We start from the raw sequence: 24,935 nt of genomic DNA on the forward strand, positions 1-24,935 counted from the left end.
GTGAATCAATTAGCAGCTCACTATCAACTACTGGGAATAATAGTGCGATCGCCACATTCTGCTGTATTGAGGGAGGCTTTCACTGAATAAGAATAGTCTAATTCGGGATGAAAGTAAGCACTATAAAGAAAAGTATTTTGCATGGGGACAAAGGGAACTCTTTGTTCGTTAGATATGCCATGTTTACTCTTGAGACAAATCTGAGAGTTAGGGGTGATTTGACTTAATAGTTCTGGTCTCACTGTATCCTTTAGCTGTTGTTCTAAACTAATCCCTACTGGTTTGCCATAGAATCTACCAGCTTTATGTTGGACAAATAGTTGGAAGATTAAATAGATTACCCCCACGTATTTTGGTTGTAACCAACGCCATCGTCGCCAAGCAATTTGACTTCGGGAGAGCAAATATAAGTTCAGAGATACCAAGCAAATCATCCAGAACATAAAATATCTCAGTTCATGAGATTGCGGAAAATTAGCTGGCACAATTGACATTAATAACACTGTAATCAAGGCGGTGCGGGCATCAATTAATTTTTTTGCTGATGCTAATTGCCGATTTTGCTTTAATTCATGAATAAACAAACCAACCAAAAGTAGCAGGTTGCAAACAACATAAGTTCCAAAAAAACCGCCTCCTCGATCCATATATTTTTCGATTCCTGCATTCCATTGATCAGTTGACCACCAGGGCGGAGTAGTGATTTCCAGGACTGAATCGAGCCATTTTTGGGGTCGATTTCCTTCTTGGTAGGTTTTAGGATTTTCTTCGTGGTTCAAGACAATCCCTGCTACCTCAATTTTGATCGGGTAAAACGGATTCCCATGTAAGGCTATATTTTTGACTGGGGTAGCAAAGATTAACAGCGAAGCGACTAGAGCAATCGGGACAATTTTTCCTAGTTTGGGTAAACTATTTGAGGGCTGATTCCAATAAAGCCAGAGTAATCTAATTGCGATCGCCACACCAACTAGGAAAGTTAAAGGTTGTAGTTGAGGCTTAGTATTGGCTGCCACTGCTGCCCCCAAAAACATGACGAACCAAGCTTTTGGGTTTGGGAATTGTTGATCCCTAAACAAGAGATAGGTCATCATCATCAGCACCGACATACCCAGGTTACCTGGCAAATCGACAAAGCAAGTAGCTGCATGGGTAAAGACAGCGGGAATTGCCAGCAAAGCAATGGCGGATAGATACAGGGGAACTTGGAAATAAGTTTTGAGAAACACCAAGTAAATTATCAAACTACAAAAACCGACTAAGTTAGCGGACTGGACTCTTCCCGTGATGAACCAGAATAAGCCTTCTAGCCATTGAATTAGGAGCGGAAAACCCTCAAATCGATGTTGAATAACTAATTGAGGCGTAAATTCTTCTATAGGAACAATGCCCCACATTCTGGCAGCAAATGGCAGATGATACCACCAAGTATCGTAATTAGTGTCAATATCAATAATTGCCTTGAGAAAAACCAAGAACATAATCAGAAAAGCGATCGCCTGCAAAACAGCTTCTAATCCTGGTTTGATTTTTAACGATTGCCAAAATTTATTATTAGTAGTGGTCATAAAAATTATGAGGCCTGAATAAAAGTACTTTTAAATTTATTTATTTATTTTTTATTGATAAACTACTGCCAGGCTACTCAATAGTAAAATCAGTTATGGGTTGCTAAGTATCCTTGGGTATATAATCTTGGGCATTAGGCGGAATGACCTTTAAATCGTCACAGCCTTGAGGATCTACCGCAACTTTAATCTTATATTCATGTTTAATTTCGGGATGAAAATATGAACTGTAGAAAAAAGCGTTGGCGATCGAAGCAAAAGGCACGGCATCGGGATCGATAATGGCGTGTCGACTAATTAAACAGTTTCTGGCATTGGGGCTCATCTGCTTTAATAGTTCTGGTTTGACGCTGCTGGCTAAATATTTGTCTAAAGTTCTAAATTGGGGTTTAAAGTAAGAGCTATCGATTTTCGTCAAAACTATTCCCAGAAATAATAGATATACTAAACCTAAATGTTTCGGTTTCAACCATTTTGCAGCTTGATTTTGTATAGAGGTAATCAGATACAAATTCAAAGAGACTAAAGTAATCATCCAAAACATAAAGTATCTCAGTTCGTGAGATTGAGGAAAGTTAGCTGGAATTAGAGACATTAATAAAGTCGTAATTAAGGCTGTAGCTGCATCATGAGACTTTTTGGGAGGAGATGGTTGTCTATTTTGCCATTGCTCCCTGATTGTCAAACTTACCAGCAACAGTAAATTGAACACCACATAAGCACCAAAAAAACCACCTCCACGATCCAGATAGCGATCATCATTCTGATTCCATTGATCTACTGACCATTGAGGTGTCTTAATTTCGAGGATTGAGCGCAGCCATTTTTTAGCTCTCTCCCCTTCACTATAGGCTTTAACGGGTAATTTATGATTCAGAACGATTCCTGCTACTTCGATTTTGATGGGATAAAAGGGGTTTCCATAAATAGCCAGATTTTTAATTGGAGTAAAAAAAATCAACCCCGAAGCAATGATTGACAGGGGGGCTACTAGCCAAAGTCTTCGTTGCGCTGCCCTAACATGGGTTAAATATAGCCAAATCAGCCTTAATCCTACTAGACAATAAATTACCAAAACTAACGGCTGCAATTGAGGTTTAATATTTACCGCTGCTGCCGCTCCCAAGAACGTAATGATAAGTTCTGTTTTTGAAGGTAACTTGGACGACCTAAAAAATTTATAGGTCATCATGATTAAGATTGAGACTCCAATATTACCTGGTAAATCCACCATACTAGTAGGAGCATGGGTTAGTACAGCGGGGATACTAAAGAGTGCGATCGCCGATAAATACAGGGGAATTTGGAACTGGCTTCTGAGAACTAAAAAATAAATTATCAAACTAAAATAGCCCACTAGATTAGTTGCTTGAATTTGCCCGGTAACTTTCCATAACAAGCCCTGAAAAAAATTTGCCAACAGGGGAAACCCGTCAAAACGATGTTCAATGCTATTATCTGCTTGAAAAAATTCTGCTGGTACTATGCCCCAAATTCTTGCGGCGAAGGGCAGCTGATACCATCCGACATCGTAGTTATGATCTAGATCGATCATTGCTTTTAAAAATATGGCGATCGCCACAATTGCGGCAATGATAGATAATATTATCTCTTGTACTGAGGAATTATTTTTTTTCATAGCATTAGCTCTAACTTTTCCTCTAAGCAAACTGAATCTCTGACCCACCAGCTTAAGGTAATTCCTTTAGCTCCTGAGGCACAATGTGGCGATCGCCACACATTTTCAGATCAAATACTTCGTGGTTAGGATAATATCCCCCTACTTTAATTGAGTAGTCAGATTCCAGTTCAGGATGAAAATAGGAAGTATAGAGAAAAGCATATTTTAGGGAAGCTTTATCAGCAGTTTGCACATCATCCCCCATATGTTGGCTAATTAAACAGATTTCTTTATGTGGCTTGATTTGACTCAAAAATTCTCTATTTACTCCCAAATTAACGTATTTATCCAAGGTGAAAAAAACTGGTGTAACTGGTCGATAGCTAGTTTTAATTAAAACAATAGTTACAAATATGAGGTAAATCCATCTGATAAATTTAACCCGAACCAATTTGTCTAATATAAACTGATTATTTCCTGGTGATACTAATAAGTAGAGGTTTAAAGAAACTAAAGTAATCATCCAGTACAGAAAGTATCTTAGTTCATGAGAGGCAGGAAAATTCAGCGGAATTAGAGACATGACCACCACCACCAGTACTGCCCAGATAGCTTTTCTTGAATGTAAATGCCGCGGTAGAGATTTATTCTGGATAAACTCCCTCAGCACAAAAACTAACAGTAAGAGTAAATTAAATACTACATAAGCCCCAAAAAAACCGCCCCGACGATTACGTTCAGGATTAGGACTCCATTGATCGGCTGACCAGACATTAGGTGTATTAATATCTAACATCGAGCTAATCCAGTTGATTTGTCGATTGCCTTGTTCAAAAGCCTTCGGAGTTCGCTTATGATTGAGTACAACTCCAGCTATCTCAACTCTAATGGGATATAAGGGATTGCCGTAGATAACTGTATTTTTAACTGGCGTGGCAAAGATAATTACTGTCGCCAATAAACCCAGAGGAATAATTCTACCAAATTTGATCGCTGTCTGATGCTGATAGTAAAGCCAGACAATTCTTACTCCAGCGAAAATTAAAGCTATAAAGACTAAAGGCTGCAATAGTGTCTTGGTATTGGCTGCCATCGTCGCTCCCAAACATGCTACCAACAATGCTTTCAGTTGAGGTAGTTCCCTATTGGTATAGAAGCGATAGATCATCATGATCAACATCGATACACCTATGTTACCGAGTAAATCAACAAAACTACTGCTAGCATGAAATAAGACTAAGGGGATAGAAAATAAAGCTGTGACAGCAAGATAAAAAGGGACTTTGAAATATGATCTCAGAAAGCAAAAATAGCCAAAGATAGCAAAAAAACTAACTAAGTTCGTTGATTGAATCCGTCCTGTGATCTTCCAAAAAAAACCCTGAAGAAAATGTGCCAATAAGGGAAACCCTTCAAAACGCGGCTCAAACCACTCTTCATCCCCAATAAACATTTCTTTAGGTATAATGCCCCAAATTCTGCCAGCAAAAGGTAAATGATACCAGCCTGGATCATAGCTCTTGTCAATATCTATAACTGCTTTAAGAAATACGGCAATAACCAAAGTAATGGCAGCTAGATTGAGTATTGTTGCTACTCTAAGTGCGGGTACTTGAGACCGTTTAAGTTTAGAAGCAAAATTCAACATTGGGAATAAGTAAATAAGACGTCAGTTCGACAAAGGATATTTGGGTAGCAATTCTCGAAAATATTCTCTATTTTCAATGCTGATAGGAACGAAAAATATAGCCTATTGCCTGTTGCCTATTCCCGATTCCCTACTTCTTACCATTAAATTTTGTACTCATCGAATTCACGTTAAATAAGAGATATAATTCAATTTTGCTTCTGAGGAAATAGACCAAATCGCTCTACAAGAGAAACTACAGCAAATACCGCCAGAATGATCATCACCGCTACAATATAGAGAAATCTCTGCATCAGGGCAAACTTAACTGCACTAGCATCTGGTACATCAAACAAGCCTAATAAGCCAATCCAACTAAATTCCATCAGTCCCAAATTAGCTGGAGTAAAGCTAAATAGCATTGCTAGCTGAATTATAGGGGAAATAAACGCCACTGCCCAAAGCTTAATTTTGAAGCCTCCTGCGATCGCAATCAAAATTCCTCGAATAATCCAGACTAAGTAGCGAATTATTGAAATCCAATAGAGATAAAGGGTAAACTGCTTACCTAAAATAGAATCATTACCTGTTCCTATTGCTGGTTGTGAAGCTTGTTTTTTATCTGCCTTCAATTGCTTGACCCAAGTTAAAGCTTTAATCAGAAAAGAGATCAAACGGCGATGCCATTTGTTAATAATAAAGTGAGTCAAAATAATGGTGGCTATCCAGATAAAAACTGCCACCGACAAGGAAATATATCCTAAAACATATAGTAAAGAAGTAGGAAATAGTAATAAAGGAATTAACAGATTGAAAAACTGATCGTAAATAACCGACAAGAAACCTTTAGAAAATGAACTTATCTTATGTGCTCTTAAGGCTAGATTCTGCACTATTACCATGCCCACATATTGAGGCATAAACTGCATGGTTAGAGAACCCAAAGTAGTATAAAGCAGATAAAATTTTAATGGTTGCTGATTATCGGGAGTCAGCTTTTGGGTGACTAGTCCCCATTTAAAAGCTGTTAAAACAGTATGTGCAATTAAGGCTGTGATTGCTAGCCCTGCGTAGAAAGGATTCAAACTATAAAAACTAGCAATAATTTGCTCTAGATCTACCTCTGTAAAGCGTAGGAGCAGCCAAACCAAGAAAAATCCTAGAGCAAGAGATAAAATACTAGATATAATATTCTTCTTAGTTAGCATTTATTATTTGATATTTAGTATTTAACATTTAGTATTCACAGTATCGTACCCCCATTTAGTCACCAAATCTACGCCGATTAAATCCGCTATTTGTTCAACTTGAGGCTGATATTGTTGCATCAATTTGGTTTTAATTTCTTCAGGCATGGTGGCTTTGGGTACTTGATGCCAAAGAAATTTTTCGACAATATTATCACGCACAAACTCGTTAAATTGCTGTGAAAATAAATTCTTAGAAATATTTTTGACTACAGGAATATTGACTAAGTCGTTGATTGCTTTATACTTAACTTCTTTATTGAGATTAAGAGAATCATATTCAGGAGTAAAGTTAGTTTCCACGCCTAAAAATTCTAAAATCTCTCGATAAATACGGTCATTTTCTGACTTGTAATCTTCATAAATTATTACCTTAATCTGTTCAGAACCAAACCGATCATAAAAGCGTTTTACCTGTTGATAATACTGTACTCGTTGAGAGTAGTACAAAAAGCTAGGACTCATGATTCTGGGACTAGGATATTTTCCCTGTTTACGTTCTGTTTCTAAGGCCAAAGCAGTTAAAAAGTCTGGCTCGTTCTCTTCCGTAAACTTGACGTAGTGGCTATGAAGAGAATAAAGAAACTCCGCTGGTTCTCGTAAAAGAATAATTATCTTGGCATCAGGGTTAAAATTGTGGATCTTTTCTGCTGCTACTGAGGAATATAAGTAATTAGCTGTAGACTCCCCTACTGCTTTTTCAACTTTTGCTTTGGCAAACAGTCGTAAATACTCACTTTCTTCTCTAAAGTCAAAAAAAAGATGCTTTCCATGGTGCTGATCGCTCTCTAGATGAAAATCGGAGCAAAAGAAATGTGGCTCTTTAACCTGAGACATGAAAACCTGAGGATGTTGTCCCAAAAAATTATGTAAAGCCGTTGTCCCTGACTTCATCTGTCCTACAATAAAAAAATTAGGCTTTTTCATTTGATTCTATAAGAATTGGTAACGGTGTAAGCAGTTCATCCTAGCTACTTATTTCATTTTTTCTCTCTAAAATTTTGCTTTTAGTCGAGCAGATACACGTTCTTGAATACGAGAATCCTGCCAATATCTCCGCCAACCAATAGGTCCTAACAACATGAAATCAGTAGCTAATTTGAACAAATTAGTCGATTCCCCATGAACCATTGCAGCCAAGGTAGTATTGACTTCTGCCGAGAAAAAAGCTACTTTAGCGACTCCAGCAGTTGGCTTGAGATGAAGGTATTTGTTCACTACAGAATGCATCTGTTGCCGAAATTCCACAACACTTGAGCTACGACGTATTGTCTGAGAATCACCGTGTACTCTAAATGCTGCCAATGGTTTGGGGATGTAATAGCTATCACCGAGAGAAGCTAACTTAAGCCAAAAATCCCAGTCGGCAGTATACCAGAGTTCTCTATTCAATCCATCTAAATCTAAAGCAGCTTGTCGCTTAAAAATCGGTGCGGGAATAGCAATAAAGTTTTGTACCAATAGCTTTTCTACCATTGCCTTAGAGCTGATGACTGTCTCTTGATCTGTTAATGGACATTGCCACAAACCCAAAGGTTTACCCTGCCGATCAATAAATACTGAATCGTGGAGATATAAACTGGCATTAGGCTGAGTCGCGATCGCACTTTTCATGATTGCTAAACGACCTTGTAGCCAGAGATCGTCTTGATGCAGAAAACAGGCATATGTTCCTCGGGCAATAGACAGAGCATGATTAGTACTAGCAACCCAGTTACCCTGTCTGGCTTTAGTAACCAGCTTAATATTGAGCTTGTCTTGATAGCTTGCCACAATTGCTAAGGTATCGTCTGTCGAGCCATCATCAATCACAACACACTCTAGTCCATCATCTTGTTGGACAACTACAGAATTGAGTGCCGCAGCTAAATATTTACTGCCATTGTAGGTGGGAATAATTACTGATAACCAAGGCTGTTGAATCATCGTTTTAAGCCTAAAATACTTAAGAAAAAGCTAGAGAAAATTGCTTGAATACCCAAGGCCAGACAAGTCACTCCAGGAATGACGATGGGCATAGTTGCAGTAGGATTGAGAGAACCGAAATCGTGTTGTCCCCAGATACCAAAAGCATATACTGATGCCGCAGTACCCATCAATAGTAAGACACACCCAGCAATAAGACCGGTTTCCAAGTTGAGATACTTAAATAGTCGATTTAAACGTCTATCCTCTGGTAATAGACCTTCACTGATGCCGAATACTTTGGTAAAGAGGGCAAACATTACAATCTGAAAGCCAATGGTCATGGCAGAGGAAGAATAAAGCAAAGTATGAACCTTAGGGCTTGGCAGTAGAGATAAAGTTGCCAAAAGACCAGCCAATATCAGAAAGATTCCTGGATAGAAAAAGAGCCAGCGAGGACTATACATTAGTAAAAAGCGCAGATGTCTCCAACCGTCACGCCAAGTATTTAAATGAGGAGGACGACTACGACCATCAGGAGATAAAGTTGTGGGCACTTCGGTAATCTGCATTTTATGAAGAGTAGCTTTGACTACCATTTCGCTAGCAAACTCCATGCCTGTTGTCTGGAGCTCTAGAGCTGAAATTGCATCTTTGCGAAAGCCTCTCAAACCACAGTGAAAGTCGTTACAAGGACTACCAAATAATAGTTTGCCAATACCAGTTAAGACAGGATTTCCTAAATAGCGGTGTAAAAAAGGCATCGCACCAGTTTCAATACCTCCTTTAAAACGGTTCCCCATTACTAGATCGTAACCGTTACGCAGCTTTTTAATAAAAGGATTAAGGCTACTAAAATCATAACTATCATCGGCATCGCCCATGATAATATACTTACCTCTGGCTGCTGCAATCCCACCTTTTAAGGCACTACCGTAACCTTTGGTAGGAACTGGAACCACCCTGGCATTGAGTCTCCGAGCAATTTCTTGAGAACCATCATTACTGCCATTGTCGGCAATAATTACTTCTCCTGCAAGATCGTTTTCCGCAATAAACCATTGCGCTTTCTTGATGCAAGTTGCTAGAGTTTCTGCCTCATTAAGACAGGGCATAATAATCGAAACTTCAATCGCATTTGCTTGCTCAAGGCGATCTAGACGTCTAATTACAGGTGTCTCTCTTGTACTTACGTTACCCAACATGATTAATCCTCTTTATGATGATTAGTAAAATTCTCAGACCCTATTTTTCGATTCCCGATTGGAAATTGCCACCTACTTCGATGCTCAAGTTATTAGCTAAACTAAAAAAAATAAAATATACGATAACTACTAACTTTTTAAAAACAATTAAGTAAAACAAAATTAATCAGGACACTTAAACAACAAGGTTTGTAGAAAACGATGCTGTTTGTCAGTAATTTGATGTCTTTTTCCTCTAAAACAGAAAATATATATATAATCGGAATCTTTACTTTTTCCTGTATTTGAGCTGTAATGATTAATACATTTTTTTAATATTCAGGGTAGGTAGTTTTTAGCATAAATAATAAAAAATGAGATAAGGATGAAGCTGATATATAATAATTAAGCTTCTATTAAGAAAGTAGCTAATTTGTGTAAAAGTCTGGTGAATGAAATTAAAAATTGGCACAGAAATCTTAATTGCTGAATACTAGAAGGGAGAAGCGTCTAATATAAATGAAGTATGCCAATAAAATAGCGATCAACAACTAACAGTTGAGAATTAACAACTAACACCACATTATCCAGCTTTTGTCCCGATGCAATTTAAGCAAAAAGTAATAGTCACGCTGCTATTTACAGCGATCGCAGGTTTGACTCTGGTTTCGGAAATAATTTACCTATTGACTGAATTCTGGTGGTTTGAGGCGGTAGGGTTCGGGTCAGTTTTCTGGCAGCGTATCTCTTGGCAAGTGGGAATTTGGCTGCTAACTTTTGGGGTATTTGGTTTTTTTTTAGGGTTTAATTACTGGTTGGCATTGCGTCTTACAGACGATCGCGCTTTTCGTTTCCTTGAATCTAGTGAATTTGAGCCCTATACGCAAAAAATTGCCAACTATAGCGCTTTGTTGGTAATTTTGCTCATCTCACTAAGTATTGCTAATTTAAGTGCAGCATCATGGGAAATTATTCTCAAATTTTTCAACTCCAGCGAATTCAATCTTCTCGATCCCATTTATCAACGGGATCTTGGCTTTTATTTATTCCGTTTACCTCTATTAGATAATCTGGAAAACTGGTTTTTGACTTTGTTGATTGCGGGGTTAATATTGGCAGTTTTAGTCTATCTATTTAAGGGAACAATTCGATTTGATTGGCAATGGAAAAGCCTGATTATTGAAGATAAATGGCAAAAATTACTAACGAAGCCGATTAAAATTCATCTGAGCTTATTATTGGCGGCGATCGCTTTAGATATTGCGGTAGATTTTTGGCTTGAACGCTACGAACTGCTCTATTCTGCTCAAGGGATAGTTTGGGGAGCAGGTTATACCGATACCCACGCTCGATTGTTTGCCTTCTGGGTGATGATCGTCGCTTCGGTACTTTTAGGATTATGGTTGATTGTTGCTACCTGGTCGAACAAGCTCTTATTGCCTATATATGGCATTGGTGCCTATGCCGTAATGTTAATTCTAGTTATTGGCATTTATCCAGAGTTACAACAGCGTTTCATAGTAGAACCCAACGAGTTAGTTAAGGAAACACCCTACATCAAGCAGAATATCAAGTTCACGCAACAAGCTTATGACTTAGCCAAGATAGATACTAAAGAATATCAACTAAAATTATCAGGTAAATCTGATGCCAATATTTTGGCGGAAAATCAAGCCACCATTGATAATATTCGTCTGTGGGATAATCGCCCTCTTCTGAGTACCTATCGCCAGCTACAGGAAATTCGCTTTTACTATAAATTTCAAGATGTTGACGTTGACCGCTACACCCTAAATGGTAACTATCGCCAGGTGATGCTTTCTCCCAGGGAATTTGATTATGCTCAAGTACCATCTTCTGCTCGTACTTGGGTTAACCAGCGACTCAAATATACTCACGGTTACGGCTTGGTTATGAATCCTGTTAACGAAGTAACTGCCGATGGCTTACCTGTTCTCTTCCTGAAAAATATTCCCCCTATCTCTCAAACAGATTTAGAGATCGAAGAGCCAGCTATCTATTACGGCGAATTGACTCAAGACTATATTTATACGGGCATGAATACCCCCGAGTTTGACTATCCCCGTGGGGCGGAAAATGCTTTCACTATGTATGATGGAGCTGGAGGAGTAGCCATTGGTAATTGGTGGCGCAGGTTAGTCTATGCTTACAATATGGGGAGCTTGAAGATTTTAACTTCCAATTACTTCACTCCAGATTCTCGTATCCATTACTACAGGGAAATTTCCGAACGAGTAGGTCATGTTGCTCCTTTTCTTCAATTTGACAATGACCCCTATATGGTTGTGGTTGATGGCAGACTAAAGTGGATCGTTGATGCCTACACTACTAGCGATCGCTATCCCTATTCGGAAGCTGTTGCCCATGAACAAAAAACTGAATTAATTACCGATAAAAATATCAACTATGTCCGCAATCCGGTCAAAGTAGTAGTTGATGCTAAAGATGGCACCATGCAGTTTTATGTAGTGGACGAAAATGAACCTGTTTTAGCTACCTACCGTAAGATATTCCCCAATCTATTTATCAGCAAAGATGCTATTCCCCCTTCGCTTCAAGCTCATTTTCGTTACCCTCAAGATCTATTTAAAATTCAATCCCGAATGTACTTGAGCTATCATATGACCGATCCTCAAGTATTTTATAATCGCGAAGATGATTGGCGGTTTGCCACCGAACTATATGATGGTCAACAGCAAGAGGTTGAACCAGATTACTTAATTATGAAGTTACCAGGGGAAACCAAAGAGGAATTTGTGCTGATTTTACCTTTTACTCCCGTCAACCGAGATAACATGATCGCTTGGATAGCAGCTCGTTCCGATGGCAATAACTACGGCAAGTTAAGATTATACGAGTTTCCAAAACAAGAACTAGTTTATGGTCCTTTCCAGATTGAAGCCAGAATCGATCAAAATCCAGACATTGCCGAACAAATAACCCTCTGGAGTCAGAGAGGATCGCGAGTCATACGGGGAGATATCCTGGTCATCCCCATTGATGGTTCTTTACTCTATGTTGAACCACTCTATCTTCGTGCTGAAAAAGGTGAATTGCCTGAATTAGCACGTATTATCGTAGCTTACGATAAAAAAATTGTCATGACTCCTACTCTAGAACAATCTCTAGCTTCTGTATTTGAACAAATCCCCTCAGAGTTAATCCCAGCTAGGACAGATTCACCATCCCAACTGTCGCCCTTAGAAATTTATCAGCAAGCGCAAGAAGCTTTACAAAGAGGTAATTGGCTTGAATATGGTCTTTATCTGCAACAGTTAGAAGACATTTTGCAAGAATCAGCTCAATAAAGGTTATTTGATTAGGACTTACGCACCCAGTTTTCCCTTTATCCTTTTCCCTTTACCCCTCCCAAGAACTGAATTTTCTGCTATTTCTGCGTAAGTCCTATTGATATTAGATTCAGATTTTTTAAATATTAAGTGACAGACATCACACTCAATCTGGGTAAGTTTATGTTGTACTCCACAAACTTACTTAATGTCTTTGAACAAAAACCAAAATTCTTCGCGGATTGGTTTATCAACAGCGACCTGTATCATCGTCGCCAATATGATTGGTACAGGCGTATTTACTAGCTTGGGATTCCAAGTCGTTGATTTGCGATCGGGATTTACCTTATTGATGTTGTGGTTAGTAGGAGGAATATTTGCTATTTGCGGTGCCCTTACCTACAGTGAATTAGGTGCAGCTATGCCTCATTCTGGTGGGGAATACTACTACTTATCTCAGATATATCATCCCATAATAGGTTTCTTATCAGGATGGATATCAGTAACGGTAGGTTTTGCCGCTCCAATTGCTGCCGCAGCGATGGCATTAGGAGCTTATTTTTCCAGTGTATTTCCGTTAGTTCCCCAATTGGCGATCGCCTTACTGGTAGTCATTGGAGTTTCTTTGATCCACACCAGAAATTTAAAGTTAGGTAGTTATTTTCAGTTGGTTTTTACCATTTTGAAGGTGCTATTAATTGTAATTCTGATTGCCTGTGGTTTGCTATTAGCAAATGGTCAAGGTTTAGGTTTCTTGCCCTCTATAAATGACTTAGATTTAATTTTTAGTTCGCCGTTTGCTGTTTCTTTGGTTTATGTTACCTATTCCTACTCAGGATGGAACGCTGCGGTTTATTTAGCTAGTGAAGTAGAAGAACCAGAAAAGAATATTCCCCGTTCATTAATTACCGGAACTTTGATTGTAATTGGCTTATATTTATTGCTGAATTTTATCTTTTTATACACCACTCCCTTAGATAGTTTAGCAGGAGAGCTGGAAGTAGGATATATTGCAGCAGGTCAAATTTTTGGAGCTTCCGGAGCCAAAATCATGGGGTTATTAATTTCTTTTGGCTTAATTTCTTCAATCAGTTCGATGGTTTTAGCCGGACCTAGAGTAACCCAGGTAATTGGTGAAGATATTCCACTATTTAAAATCTTAGCTAAGAAGAATCATAATGGTATTCCTTACTATTCAATTTTGCTTCAGCTTGCCATTGTAATTATTCTGCTCATAACTTCCAGTTTTGATCGAGTAATTACTTATCTCGGATTCACCTTAACTCTGTCATCTTTCATAACAGTTTTGGGTGTGTTTGTACATAGATTTCGCTATCCTCAGATCCGTCGACCCTACAAAACTTGGGGATATCCAATTACGCCCTTAATTTTCTTGGGAATTTCCCTCTGGATGTTGATATTTATCTTTATTGATAAGCCAGTCGAATCCTTAGCAGGAATCATGACTTTAGCAGTAGGTTTAATCGTTTACTTTGTGGCTGCCAAAAATAAACTTGGTTGGTCAGCGTAATACTTATTTTTCTCGAATAATTGTAATTATTTCTAGGTAAATTTAAATGGTAAATATTATGAATAAATCGTTAATTGCAACTTTAGGTGCTGTTACTAGCGGATTATTATTACTCCAGTCTTGTAGTTCTAGTAATAATATTATTAACAAAGACACCATCTCTAATTTAGAAGATTCTAACGATAGCGCGGTTGTAGTCCCAGAGGTAAAACCAGAGGCAAAACCAGATCCTCTAGCAGAGTTTAATTTAGAAAAATCAGATCGTTTAACTAGTACAGCTAAAGTATTAGCAGGAATCAAACTAGAAGATGATAGCAGTTTTTTAGACTTAGAAAAGGCTCCTATTTGGCAAGCTCATCATGATGCCCTGGCTAGTTCTTGGGCCAAATTAGAAACCCAGCAAATATCAAAAGTCAGAGAATGGACAGCTACTGAACTAAAAGAGATTAATGCTAATAATCCCACGGTATTTTATCCTTTTAGTGGTCCTGATTTTCTCTATGGTTATTCCTTATTTCCCCAAGCCAAAGAAATGGTCTTAGTGGGATTAGAACCTGTTGGTTCTGTGCCTAATTTAACTAGTCTGAATAGCACTCAGTTCAATTCTAAATTGCAGGAAGTGAGAAATTCTCTCTATGCAATTCTCCAATTTAGTTTCTTTCGTACCAATGATATGAAAGTGGACTTACAACAACAGGGAGTCTTGCCAATTCTGTATGTCTTTATGGCACGTACTAATAATCGTATTCTCGATGTAGAGTATGTTGGTTTAAATCAGGAAGCTGAAATTAAACCCTTGAAAGATGATTTAATTCCTGGAGTCAAAATTGCTTATGTTCCTGAAGGAGAACAAGACCCTCGTACTCTCTATTATTTTTCTACAGATTTATCTAATGATGGTCTGAATAAGCATCCTGAAATAGCTGAATTTGTCGCTAAATTAGATAATCCCATAACTTATCTTAAAGCTGCTTCCTATCTAATGTATTACGATAGCTTTACTCAGATCAAAGATACAATTTTGTCTCAAAGTAGTTATCTATTGCAAGATGATTCAGGTATGCCCTTAAGCTCATTTAACAATAATCAATGGGATTTAGAGTTTTATGGCAATTACACGACTCCTATCGCTTTATTTGGCAATCGTTATCAACCCAATCTGAGACAAATCTATACTTCAGATCGAGGTGAGATTAAACCCTTGAATTTTGGTATTGGTTATCAATTTGAAGTCAACAATTCTAACTTGATGTTGGCAAAAGCTAAGGATGATTCTTTTGTTAAACCCGAGTAATTTTGCATCTAAATTGTCTAGTAAATTAGTAATTTAAGGGAACGGTAAACAGCGCAAACTTTTGTCCCGAAAGGGTTACTGCTCCGAGACCGAAGGGAATCCTTTAGGGCATATTAGCGGGGGAGAAACTGCCACCCCGTTGAGCCCTAAAGGATTAGTTGCGCGTCACAAAATTCATAATAAGGAAACAGAAAAATTTCTTCTCCATTGCTAATTTCCGTTCCCCTTTTTATTGACTTTTTCTAACTTAGTCATCAATTCTGACGTATTTTAATGCAGACATTTTAGGTTGAGAATGCCATCATATGCTTAGGTATATTAATTAGTTAAAGGACTTAATATAGTTGCTCAGAAAACTAAGTATTCAGTCAAAACTAATGCTAATACTATTAGTGGTTAGTATCAGCTCTATTTTAGCGATCGCCTTTATCGGTTATGGCAGTGGTCAGCAAGCTCTTAATAATAGTATTTTTAATCAATTAATTAGTCTTAAAGAATCCAAAGCATATCAGATTGAAACTTATTTTAAAAATATTCGCGCTGAAGTACAAACTATGAGCGAAAATCCTAGTGTGATTGAGACCATGCAAGGATTTAAACAGGCATATCAAGAACTAGAATCAACATCAATTCAACCTGAATGGGATGAAAAACTTAAAACCTTTTATGCTCAAGAATTTCTGCCCAAATTAGCCGAAAATATTCCAGAAAATCAGTTGCAGTCTTTTGAGCTACCTACTGAAAATGCTGCTCGTTATTTGCAATACTATTACATTGCTAATAATGCCAATGCTATTGGAAAAAAGTATTTTCTCGATAACCCTTTAGATAAAAGCAACTATAGTCGTCTGCACCAACAAATTCAATCTATCTATCGCAATTTGATCGTGAAATTCGGCTACTATGACTTGTTACTAATTGATACCGAAACAGGAAATATTGTCTATTCAGTAGAGAAAGAGGTTGATTTTGCTACCAATCTTTATCAAGGAGCTTATTCTAAGAGTAATTTAGCTCGGGTAGTCCAGGCAGTTCGTCAAAAAAACGAACCCAGTATGGTAGCGATCGCCGATTTTGAAGCCTACCGTCCTTCCTACGCTGAACCTGCCGCTTTTATTGCTAGTCCCATTTTTGATGGTACAAAATTAATTGGTGTACTTGCTCTACAAATCTCTATTGATGAGATTGATCAAGTAATGACGGGGGATGGCAATTGGCAACGTCATGGTTTAGGTAAGTCAGGAGAAACTTATTTAGTCGGTTCAGATTATGGGATGAGAGGGGACTCTCGTTTTCTAGTGGAAGATAAGGAAGCTTATCTCCAGGCAATAGCAGCTAAAGGTATTACAGAGGAAGATTTAGAACAGATCAAAAAATTTGATACTTCGATTTTATATCAAAAAGTTAATACTCCCCCTGTCAAAAGAGCCTTTGAAGGAGAGACGGGAACAGATATCACTGAAGACTATCGGGGAGTGGTCACTTTAAACGCATACCGACCACTGGATATTGATGGTTTGGACTGGGCAATCATTGCTCAGATTGATCGTGATGAAGCTTTTGCGCCGATTATGGCTTTTCAACATCGAGTACTTTTTTCCACGATCGCAATTGTTTTCCTCGTTACGGCGATCGCTGGCATATTTTCTCATTATTTCGTGCGTCCGATCTACAGTCTGATCAGGGGTTTTCGGCAAGTAGAACAAGGACAAACTGATGTGGTAGTAAAAGTAAAAGCTAAAGATGAATTTCGTGAACTAGGTAACTCTTTTAACGAAATGGTAAGCGGTCTCAATCATCAGCAACAGTTAGTCATACAAAGAGAGCAAGAAAACGACAAGTTACTCTTAAGTATTTTGCCAGAATCAGTAGCCCAGAGACTCAAAAAGGGAGAAAAAATTATTGCCGATAATTTTGCTAGTGTCACAGTTTTGTTTGCCGATTTACATGGATTTAATGAACTAGCCAAAAGTTTATCTGCCCAGGAAACAGTTTCTTTTCTTAATAGCTTAGTTACAGCTTTTGACGAAGCAGCAGAAAGCTATGGAGTAGAAAAAGTGAAAACTATTGGTAGTGGCTATATGGCAGTTAGTGGCTTATCCATATCCCGTATCGATCATGCCAAGAGAGTGGTTGATTTCGCGATCGAAATGATGTGGATTCTGGATCGTTTTAACCGCGAACGTCAGACCAATCTTAAACTAAGTGTTGGTATTAATTCAGGGGAAGTAGTGGCAGGCATCGTGGGACAAAGTAAATTTAGCTACGACCTTTGGGGAGATACGGTTAATATCGCTCATTATCTTCAGGTTCACAGTAGTAGTGATTCTATTCACGTAACAGATAATGTTCACGCTAGTCTAGGGGATCTATATGATTTTGAGTCAGTTCCAGTTTTGGAACTTGCTGACAAAGGAAACTTGATAGCTTGGTCGGTTGTAGTAGAAAAAAAGGCTATTAATTATTGATTTATGGCAGAATCTTTTTGGCAAGAAGCATCTTTTATTTGGGGATTAATCCTAATTATCGTCTTTCCGCTACTGATCGTAGTTATTGGAGAGATTGGTATCTGGTTGCAAAAGCGCAATCGCTCTTTAGCAGCTACTTTGCAAATTGTTCGCAATCTAGTTTTACCTAGTTTGGCTCTGTTTATTCTCTTTACTAAAGTCTTAGCCTTTCCTAGCGATCGCCCCTTACTTCAGATTATAGAAACTGGGGTCGGTGTCTGTGCCATTCACGCGGTTCTCTCTTTAGCTAACGCCCTACTATTTGGAGAAGTAAAAGTGGGGACTTGGCAAGCTAATACGCCCAAACTATTCCGCGATTTAATTCGCTTTTTTCTGATCGCAGTGGGGACGGCTTTAGTTCTCTCCGTAGTCTGGAAAGCTGATTTAGGAGGACTAATTGCTGCCTTAGGAGTTGGTTCTCTAGTTTTGGGTTTGGCTCTCCAAGATACTTTAGGTAACTTGTTTTCGGGTATTGCTTTGCTGTTTGAACGTCCTTTTAGTTTAGGAGATTGGTTAGAAATTAATGGAGTTAAAGGGAAGGTAATTGAGATTAACTGGCGTTCGGTACACCTGCTGACTTATGACCTAGAAATTTTGGTGATTCCTAACGGGATTTTGGGCAAGGAAATATTCCGTAATTATCGTTCCCCGCGCAAGCTGCGCTCTGAACCTATAGATATTGGTTTTTCTTATAAAGATCCTCCTAATAAGGTTAAACAAGTATTGATAGAAACGGCTTTAGCTACTGAAGGAGTATTGGACGACCCCAAACCTATAGTTAGAACTATGGAATATAGTGATTTTTCGATTAATTACCGAGTCAAACTATTTTTGGCTGACTACGATCAAATTCCGCAAATAAGAGATGAGTTTATCACTCGTATCTGGTACGCTGCCAATCGATATAATTTGACTATTCCCTTTCCAATTCGTACTCTTTATCATCAACCTGTTTCTAAATCTAATCCAGAGTCAAAATTAGCTCAATTTGTTGATTATCTGCGTGGTTTCTCTACTTTTGCCAGTATCGATCAAGAAGCTTTAGAACAACTGGCTCAAGATGCTGTCATTAAGCATTTTGGTATTGGAGAGCCAGCGATCGCCAGAGGAACCAAGCACACGGGTCTTTATTTAATTATTACTGGTCAAGCACAATTATCTGTAACGAATAATTTTGGTCAAGAAATAGAAATTGCCACCCTTTCTAAAGGGGAGTTTTTTGGTGAGATGGCATTACTAACTCAGTCCGATTTATCTAGTTCCCTTTTGATATCAGCAATGGAAGACTTGACAGTACTAGTGCTAAAAATCGAAGCCGTACAACTTATTCTGCATCAAATTCCCAGACTAGCCCAAGAAATTGGCGCAGTAATTGAGACTCGTCGTCAAGCGATCAATTTGGCTCAAAAGACTATTGAACAGGGCACAATTTAACTCAGTATTCCATCATCTCAAAATCAAAAGCAAAACGATCGCCTGACATAACAGCAGAGACAATTGGAGGGCAAATTTTCAAACCATTTTCACTATTGGTTAGAATTACCACCCCCGTATCCAATTCACGAGAAGCGATCGCAAATGATTTATAGATACCAGCATCACCCCAATGCCAAAAATATTTTTGATTATTGGAGTATTCTAATCCCCAACCTAAACCCCAATCAAGATGATAATTAAGTTGTATTTGGGAGCGTAACATTTCCTGAACACTTGATTCAGTTAGTAAGTGACTATCAACTGTCCCCGACTGCATCATCGCGATCATAAATTGGGCGTATTCTTGAGCAGTAGTACGCAAACTTCCTGCTGATAAAGCCTCAGTAGGTTTTTTCATGGAGCGAGGTATTAAGTCGCGATCGTGTCCATCTGTAGCTAGGTATTGATAGGCGGGTTGCCAAACATAACTACTCTGATTCATGCTCAGGGGAGCTAATAGCTGGTCGAATATGTATTGCTCGAAAGGTTGATTAGTAATTTCCTCAATAACTTTTTGCAAGTATAAGTAACCCTCCCCCGAATAGCCAAATTTCTTTCCAGGAGTATTTTCAATCCAAACTGGTTCATCACCACTCCAATTGGGAAAACCCGTAGTATGGGATAAAACTCGACGAGCAGTAATTAACTTTAATCTATCGTCTTTGATATAAGGTTTAGCAGTATATTCTGTTAGGGGGGTATCTAAGTTTAAGTATCCTCTTTCCACCATTTTGATCACAGCATAAGCAAAAAGAGGCTTACTTAAGGAAGCGGCAGCAAAAATAGTCCGATCATCAACAGGTTTTTGGCTATAGTAATTTCTAACTCCAAAGCTATGATGCCAAAATGCTTTTTTCTCTTGAATTACGGCTAAAGAAAGTCCAGGGATTTTAAACTGCTTCATCCATAAAGGAATTTGCTCTGTCAAATTATGAATAACAGCTTCTATTGAGTGGTGGTTGAGAGTGTTATCACCGAAGGCTATACTTTGCTTGATTCCATTTAAAACATTGGCAACAGAAAATCCCAAGAGGGCTTGTTTCCCTTGGCGTAGTATATACCTCCGAGAATAAATACTTGACATCAATTACTGAGCAAAAAAATAAAAATAGCGATCGCCACAATTCAAACACTTTATTGATTTTCTAGACCCTGTGGAAATTAAAAAAAAAGAGCTAAATTTCCTTTGTTTTTGTCTTCTATTGAAACACAAAATAGACACACTTAATACCAAATTGAATAGCTTTGACTACACATTGATCGTAAGGGCGCATTGCCATGCGCCCCTACAAAAGCGATCTGTTGTCTTTTAAATTTTAAACGGTATAATCTCAATAAAAAACGCCTAGGGTCACTAGACGTTAAAGTAAAGTATTAATATGTTCTTGAAAAAAAGGCTTATAGCTTATAGCTTGAAAATTACAGAGCATTCGCGCCTGCAACTACTTCAGAAAGTTCTTGAGTAATCGCTGCTTGTCTGGCTTTGTTATAAGACAAAGTTAGAGTACCCATCAAATCTGAAGCGTTTTCACTGGCATTATTCATTGCCGTCATTCTGGCTGCCAGCTCGCTAGCTGCTGCTTCTTGAAGTGAACGTAAAATCTGGTTATTGAGATATAGAGGTAATAAGGCATCCAAGATTTGTACGGGATCTTGTTCAAAGATTGTATCTTGGGGAAATTCGGATACTTCTGTAGTAACGGTCTCTCTTTCTACACCGAAGTCTCCTCCTTTAGTAGTTAGACGGAAGATTTCATCGTCTTGAACTTCCAAGCCTTGGGTAGTTAAGGGCAGTAAAGTCTGAATAACTGGTTTGGAAGCAATTAAAGAAACAAACTTAGTATAAATAAGTTCTACTTTGTCTACTTCTTCCGACAAGAAAAGAGATAATAGTTCATCACCAATATCTGATGCTTCGGATGCAGTGGGAATTTGCTCTAAACCAACAAAAGTTTTGTCAATTGGAGCTTCACGTCTTTGGAAATATTGAGTTGCTTTGCGTCCGATTAGAACAAAAGTATACTTGACACCCTGTGCTTCTAATTCTTTGGCTCTAATTTCCGCTCGACGAATTACATTAGTGTTATAACCACCGCACAAACCGCGATCGCCACTAACGACTAACAGAGCAACTTTTTTAACTTCTCGTTGTCTAAACAAAGGCAAATCAACATCTTCAAACTTAAGTTTGCCTTGAACGTTGTAGAGAACCTGCGCCAAGTTATCGGCGAAAGGACGGGTTGCGTTAACTTGCTCTTGGGCGCGGCGAACCTTGGCTGCTGCTACCAAGCGCATTGCTTCAGTGATTTTTTTAGTATTTTTTACCGACGCGATGCGATCGCGAATCGCTTTTAAATTAGCCATGTCTATAAAGGATGAATGATGAATTATGAAAGATGAGGGCTGAAGAGGGAAGGTTTTCTTATCCCTCATCCCTTATCCCTCATCCCTTTTTTTAGGCTGCTGCCATGAAGGATTGTTTAAATTCGTTAATCGCTTCTTTCAGAAGATTTTCGGCTTCATCGGTTAATTTTTTCTCAGAAGCGATGATTTCTGTGTATTTTGGCTTGCTAGTACCTATATAATCACGTAATCCTTGGGCGAATTCACTCGCTTTTTCTACAGGAACTTCATCCAAATAGCCATTTAAACCAGCATATACCCCTGCTACTTGCTCCGCTACGGATAGGGGAGAATTTTGAGGCTGTTTGAGGATTTGGCGTAAACGTTGACCTCGTGCTAATTGGTTTTGAGTCGCTGCGTCTAAGTCAGAAGCGAACTGAGCAAAAGCTTCTAGTTCAGCAAACTGAGCTAATTCCAGTTTGAGTTTACCTGCTACCTGTTTCATCGCTTTAGTTTGAGCCGCAGAACCTACACGGGATACCGAAACCCCGGCGTTGATTGCTGGACGGAAACCAGCGTTAAAGAGGTCAGAAGATAAGAAAATTTGACCATCAGTAATCGAAATTACGTTGGTAGGAATATAGGCAGATACGTCACCAGCTTGAGTTTCGATAATGGGTAGCGCTGTCATACTACCACCACCTAATTCATCACTTAATTTTGCTGCACGCTCTAACAGACGGGAATGAAGATAGAATACGTCTCCAGGATATGCTTCACGACCTGGTGGACGACGAAGTAACAAGGACATTTGACGATATGCTTGAGCTTGCTTGGACAAGTCATCATAAATAATCAAAGTTGCCTTACCTTTATACATGAAGTATTCAGCGATCGCTGCGCCAGTATAAGGAGCAAGATACTGAAGAGTTGCCGGATCATTGGCGTTAGCAGCCACTACAACTGTGTAGTCCATCGCGCCTTTAGATTCTAAGGTGCCGACTACCTGGGCTACTGTAGAGGCTTTTTGTCCCACAGCAACGTAAACACAGACTACGTCTTCACCCTGTTGGTTAATGATAGTGTCTACTGCTACAGCAGTTTTTCCTGTTTGGCGATCGCCAATGATTAACTCTCGCTGACCACGACCTACGGGAATCATCGCATCAATAGCGGTAATACCAGTTTGCAGTGGTTCACAAACTGACTTACGTTCAATAATCCCAGGTGCCATGGATTCAATCAAACGGGTTTCGCTGGTATTGATATCACCTTTACCATCTATAGGTTCAGCCAATGAATCAACAACTCTACCGATCAAAGCTTCTCCTACAGGAATTGAAGCAATTTTACTAGTAGCTTTAACTGTACTACCTTCTTGAATACCGAAGCCTGTACCCATAAGTACGGCACCGACGTTATCTTCTTCTAGGTTGAGGGCAATACCTACTGTACCGTCTTCAAATTCTAGAAGTTCCCCAGCCATTGCCTGTTCTAGTCCATAGATCCGAGCGATGCCATCCCCTACCTGGAGAACAGTTCCTACATTGGATACTTGAACATCTTGTTCGTAAGATTCGATCTGCTGGCGAATAATGCTGCTAATTTCGTCTGGTCTGATGCTAACCATAGCTTTTATTGTCTGTAAGAATTAGTTTTAGATTATTTTTGCTGATAAGACGCAATCATTTAGCTACTGCGTCAGTTTATGTCTTATTGATTTAGACTGATACTAATGCGACGAAGTTGTCCACGAAGACTGGCATCAATTACTTTTGAACCAACCTTAATTATGACTCCTCCAATCAAATCAGGGTCAATACTAGTTTTAAGCTCTACATCACGAGCATCAGTGAATGCTTTCACTTTCTCAACCAAGTTATTTCTTTGTTCTTCATTTAGTTCTGTCGCTGAAGTCACTTCGGCTAGAACAGTTTGGTTGAGTTTGCGTAGCAAGTTGAGATACTGCTCGACAATAGACTCCAGAAAAACAATGCGTCTTTTATCGACTAATAGCATCATAAAGTTTACTAAGTAAGGGTTTGCGTCGTTACCCATTACTTGCTTCAACACTGCTTTTTTGTCTTCTCCTTTAATCACAGGATTAAGCACAAAATCTTTAAATTCTGCCGACTCTGATAAAAGAGAACTCAAAGAACGAAAGGTTTCGCCAAACTGTTCGGTTAAGTTATTTTGCTGTGCTAAAGACATTAATGCCTGAGCATAGGGTTCGCCAATTTCACTACTGACTAGAGTTCCACTCATAATTATTAACCTCCTAATTTAGCGATGCTGTTGTCGATTAGCTTGCGTTGGGCATCGTCGTTGAGCATATTTCCCATACTAGAACGCGCTTTCTCTAATGCCAAAGCGACAACACGCTCTCTCAACTGGGCGATCGCTTTTTCTTGTTCGGAGCTGAGGTCTTTACCAGCCATTTCTTTGAGGCGTTCTACCTCTTTTTCTCCTTGAGCCAAGATAGTTTCTCTGGCTTTTTGAGCATTAACTTCGGCATCCTGACGAATTTTAACGGCTGTTTTTTGAGCTTCCTCTAGTTTTTTCTTTTCTTCTGCTAGAGTAATTTCAGCCTGCTTTTGCTTCTGCTCTACTGCTTCAATTTGCTCAACAATTTTGGCACGTCTTTCTGCCAAAATATTACCGAGAAGGGGTTTACCGTAATAAAACAGTATCCCCACCAAAAGGGTGAGGTTGATTAGGTTAGTGTCTAAAATATCTAAGTTTAAACCAAAACCACCTTCAACCTCTGAGTGTGCTTCTGCTAGAAATAATAAAGTCTCTATCATACCCAGATCTTGAATTCAGTTATTTTTTAAATTTAATCCCGCTATTAATCAGTTCTAATTTAATTGACTAATTCTGGGTCGAGTATTTTTTCTAAGATTTGACGAGACAGAGAATCTACTTGCTGCTCTAAAGTAGTCAAAGCTGCTGCTTTTTGCTGCTCTATTTCCTGAGCTGCTTCTTCTCTTTGAGACTGAACTTCCTGTTGGGCTGCTGCTATTTTCTGCGCAGTAATTTCTTTGGCTTCTGCTTGGGCTGTTTGTACCAGATTTTGAGATTCACGACGCGCCTGGGCAATCTGTTTCTCATACTCCTTGACTATGCTTTCAGCTTCAGCTAATTTCTCTCGAGAACCGGTAGCACCACCACGAACATAATCGTCTCGTTCATCCAGCACCTTAGTTAATGGCTTATAAAATACTGCGTTTAACAGTGCTGTTAAGATTAAAAACTGCACTGCCATTAGAGGCAAAGTCGCATCAAAATCAAACATTTTTATAGGGCAAATTGGATTGAACA

General features: G+C 38.8%; 18 protein-coding genes. 5 read left to right on the forward strand and 13 right to left on the reverse strand.

Translation table 11 applies throughout. The features are described from left to right. Positions 1-23: 23 nt before the first annotated feature. The 7 genes from PLEUR7319_RS0121910 to PLEUR7319_RS0121940 all read right to left on the reverse strand — a co-directional run bounded on the left by PLEUR7319_RS0121910 (position 24) and on the right by PLEUR7319_RS0121940 (position 9,173). Positions 24-1,568, reverse strand: a complete 1,545-nt coding sequence (locus tag PLEUR7319_RS0121910; RefSeq protein WP_019507377.1) for a hypothetical protein — start codon at positions 1,566-1,568, stop codon at positions 24-26. Positions 1,569-1,671: 103 nt separating this feature from the next. Then, on the reverse strand, positions 1,672-3,207 hold the full coding sequence (locus PLEUR7319_RS0121915) for a hypothetical protein (protein WP_019507378.1): 1,536 nt from the start codon (positions 3,205-3,207) through the stop codon (positions 1,672-1,674). 52 nt (positions 3,208-3,259) lie between these two features. Then, positions 3,260-4,837, reverse strand: a complete 1,578-nt coding sequence (locus PLEUR7319_RS36360; protein WP_019507379.1) for a hypothetical protein — start codon at positions 4,835-4,837, stop codon at positions 3,260-3,262. Positions 4,838-5,025: 188 nt separating this feature from the next. Further along, entirely contained in the window at positions 5,026-6,024 is a 999-nt protein-coding gene (locus PLEUR7319_RS0121925) for a lysylphosphatidylglycerol synthase transmembrane domain-containing protein (RefSeq protein ID WP_019507380.1), read from the reverse strand. Between the two features lie 21 nt (positions 6,025-6,045). Further along, entirely contained in the window at positions 6,046-6,990 is a 945-nt protein-coding gene (locus PLEUR7319_RS0121930; protein ID WP_019507381.1) for a sulfotransferase, read from the reverse strand. A gap of 66 nt (positions 6,991-7,056) precedes the next feature. Further along, positions 7,057-7,989: a glycosyltransferase gene (locus PLEUR7319_RS0121935; RefSeq protein ID WP_019507382.1), complete on the reverse strand. Its 933-nt coding sequence runs from the start codon at positions 7,987-7,989 to the stop codon at positions 7,057-7,059. After that, on the reverse strand, positions 7,986-9,173 hold the full coding sequence (locus PLEUR7319_RS0121940; RefSeq protein ID WP_019507383.1) for a glycosyltransferase family 2 protein: 1,188 nt from the start codon (positions 9,171-9,173) through the stop codon (positions 7,986-7,988). Before PLEUR7319_RS0121940 ends, PLEUR7319_RS0121935 begins: the two co-directional genes overlap by 4 nt. A gap of 581 nt (positions 9,174-9,754) precedes the next feature. Here PLEUR7319_RS0121940 and PLEUR7319_RS0121945 point away from each other — a divergent pair. From PLEUR7319_RS0121945 to PLEUR7319_RS0121965, 5 genes are all read left to right on the forward strand, one after another. Next, positions 9,755-12,481: a UPF0182 family protein gene (locus tag PLEUR7319_RS0121945; RefSeq protein ID WP_019507385.1), complete on the forward strand. Its 2,727-nt coding sequence runs from the start codon at positions 9,755-9,757 to the stop codon at positions 12,479-12,481. A 190-nt stretch (positions 12,482-12,671) separates the two neighbouring features. Then, on the forward strand, positions 12,672-13,994 hold the full coding sequence (locus tag PLEUR7319_RS0121950) for an APC family permease (protein WP_019507386.1): 1,323 nt from the start codon (positions 12,672-12,674) through the stop codon (positions 13,992-13,994). A 58-nt stretch (positions 13,995-14,052) separates the two neighbouring features. Next, positions 14,053-15,288 carry a hypothetical protein gene (locus PLEUR7319_RS0121955; protein ID WP_019507387.1) on the forward strand — a complete coding sequence of 412 codons (1,236 nt, stop codon included), beginning with the start codon at positions 14,053-14,055 and terminating at the stop codon, positions 15,286-15,288. Between the two features lie 377 nt (positions 15,289-15,665). Then, positions 15,666-17,756 (forward strand): adenylate/guanylate cyclase domain-containing protein, encoded by a 2,091-nt coding sequence (locus PLEUR7319_RS0121960; protein ID WP_019507388.1) that lies wholly within the window; start codon positions 15,666-15,668, stop codon positions 17,754-17,756. Between the two features lie 3 nt (positions 17,757-17,759). After that, positions 17,760-19,229, forward strand: coding sequence for a mechanosensitive ion channel family protein (locus tag PLEUR7319_RS0121965; protein ID WP_019507389.1), 1,470 nt, complete (start codon positions 17,760-17,762; stop codon positions 19,227-19,229). 1 nt (position 19,230) lies between these two features. Here PLEUR7319_RS0121965 and PLEUR7319_RS0121970 read toward each other — a convergent pair whose 3' ends face one another. The 6 genes from PLEUR7319_RS0121970 to PLEUR7319_RS0121995 form a co-directional block, all read right to left on the reverse strand. After that, positions 19,231-20,355, reverse strand: a complete 1,125-nt coding sequence (locus PLEUR7319_RS0121970) for a serine hydrolase (protein ID WP_019507390.1) — start codon at positions 20,353-20,355, stop codon at positions 19,231-19,233. A gap of 335 nt (positions 20,356-20,690) precedes the next feature. Then, a complete protein-coding gene (locus PLEUR7319_RS0121975) occupies positions 20,691-21,635 on the reverse strand; it encodes a F0F1 ATP synthase subunit gamma (protein ID WP_019507391.1) in 945 nt (314 codons plus the stop codon). Between the two features lie 91 nt (positions 21,636-21,726). Next, complete coding sequence (gene atpA, locus PLEUR7319_RS0121980; RefSeq protein ID WP_019507392.1) at positions 21,727-23,244, reverse strand: F0F1 ATP synthase subunit alpha; 1,518 nt, start codon at positions 23,242-23,244, stop codon at positions 21,727-21,729. An 83-nt stretch (positions 23,245-23,327) separates the two neighbouring features. Then, the gene (gene atpH / locus PLEUR7319_RS0121985) at positions 23,328-23,879 is read right to left on the reverse strand and encodes an ATP synthase F1 subunit delta (protein ID WP_019507393.1); all 552 of its coding nucleotides are present in this window, start codon (positions 23,877-23,879) and stop codon (positions 23,328-23,330) included. A gap of 5 nt (positions 23,880-23,884) precedes the next feature. Continuing rightward, entirely contained in the window at positions 23,885-24,418 is a 534-nt protein-coding gene (locus PLEUR7319_RS0121990) for a F0F1 ATP synthase subunit B (RefSeq protein WP_019507394.1), read from the reverse strand. A gap of 59 nt (positions 24,419-24,477) precedes the next feature. After that, entirely contained in the window at positions 24,478-24,909 is a 432-nt protein-coding gene (locus PLEUR7319_RS0121995; protein WP_019507395.1) for a F0F1 ATP synthase subunit B', read from the reverse strand. Between the last annotated feature and the right edge of the window lie 26 nt (positions 24,910-24,935).

Source organism: Pleurocapsa sp. PCC 7319, assembly GCF_000332195.1.
Taxonomy (GTDB): Bacteria; Cyanobacteriota; Cyanobacteriia; order Cyanobacteriales; family Xenococcaceae; genus Waterburya.

Excerpts from the sequence above, each read along its gene's own strand:
- PLEUR7319_RS0121915 (WP_019507378.1), bottom strand. The coding sequence starts at position 3,207 with ATGAAAAAAAATAATTCCTCAGTACAAGAGATAATATTATCTATCATT.
- PLEUR7319_RS0121935 (WP_019507382.1), bottom strand. The coding sequence starts at position 7,989 with ATGATTCAACAGCCTTGGTTATCAGTAATTATTCCCACCTACAATGGC.
- PLEUR7319_RS0121965 (WP_019507389.1), top strand. The coding sequence starts at position 17,760 with ATGGCAGAATCTTTTTGGCAAGAAGCATCTTTTATTTGGGGATTAATC.
- PLEUR7319_RS0121940 (WP_019507383.1), bottom strand. The coding sequence starts at position 9,173 with ATGTTGGGTAACGTAAGTACAAGAGAGACACCTGTAATTAGACGTCTA.
- atpH (WP_019507393.1), bottom strand. The coding sequence starts at position 23,879 with ATGAGTGGAACTCTAGTCAGTAGTGAAATTGGCGAACCCTATGCTCAG.
- PLEUR7319_RS0121910 (WP_019507377.1), bottom strand. The coding sequence starts at position 1,568 with ATGACCACTACTAATAATAAATTTTGGCAATCGTTAAAAATCAAACCA.
- atpA (WP_019507392.1), bottom strand. The coding sequence starts at position 23,244 with ATGGTTAGCATCAGACCAGACGAAATTAGCAGCATTATTCGCCAGCAG.
- PLEUR7319_RS0121925 (WP_019507380.1), bottom strand. The coding sequence starts at position 6,024 with ATGCTAACTAAGAAGAATATTATATCTAGTATTTTATCTCTTGCTCTA.
- PLEUR7319_RS36360 (WP_019507379.1), bottom strand. The coding sequence starts at position 4,837 with ATGTTGAATTTTGCTTCTAAACTTAAACGGTCTCAAGTACCCGCACTT.
- PLEUR7319_RS0121960 (WP_019507388.1), top strand. The coding sequence starts at position 15,666 with ATGCTAATACTATTAGTGGTTAGTATCAGCTCTATTTTAGCGATCGCC.
- PLEUR7319_RS0121955 (WP_019507387.1), top strand. The coding sequence starts at position 14,053 with ATGAATAAATCGTTAATTGCAACTTTAGGTGCTGTTACTAGCGGATTA.
- PLEUR7319_RS0121930 (WP_019507381.1), bottom strand. The coding sequence starts at position 6,990 with ATGAAAAAGCCTAATTTTTTTATTGTAGGACAGATGAAGTCAGGGACA.
- PLEUR7319_RS0121990 (WP_019507394.1), bottom strand. The coding sequence starts at position 24,418 with ATGATAGAGACTTTATTATTTCTAGCAGAAGCACACTCAGAGGTTGAA.
- PLEUR7319_RS0121975 (WP_019507391.1), bottom strand. The coding sequence starts at position 21,635 with ATGGCTAATTTAAAAGCGATTCGCGATCGCATCGCGTCGGTAAAAAAT.
- PLEUR7319_RS0121950 (WP_019507386.1), top strand. The coding sequence starts at position 12,672 with ATGTCTTTGAACAAAAACCAAAATTCTTCGCGGATTGGTTTATCAACA.
- PLEUR7319_RS0121970 (WP_019507390.1), bottom strand. The coding sequence starts at position 20,355 with ATGTCAAGTATTTATTCTCGGAGGTATATACTACGCCAAGGGAAACAA.
- PLEUR7319_RS0121945 (WP_019507385.1), top strand. The coding sequence starts at position 9,755 with ATGCAATTTAAGCAAAAAGTAATAGTCACGCTGCTATTTACAGCGATC.
- PLEUR7319_RS0121995 (WP_019507395.1), bottom strand. The coding sequence starts at position 24,909 with ATGTTTGATTTTGATGCGACTTTGCCTCTAATGGCAGTGCAGTTTTTA.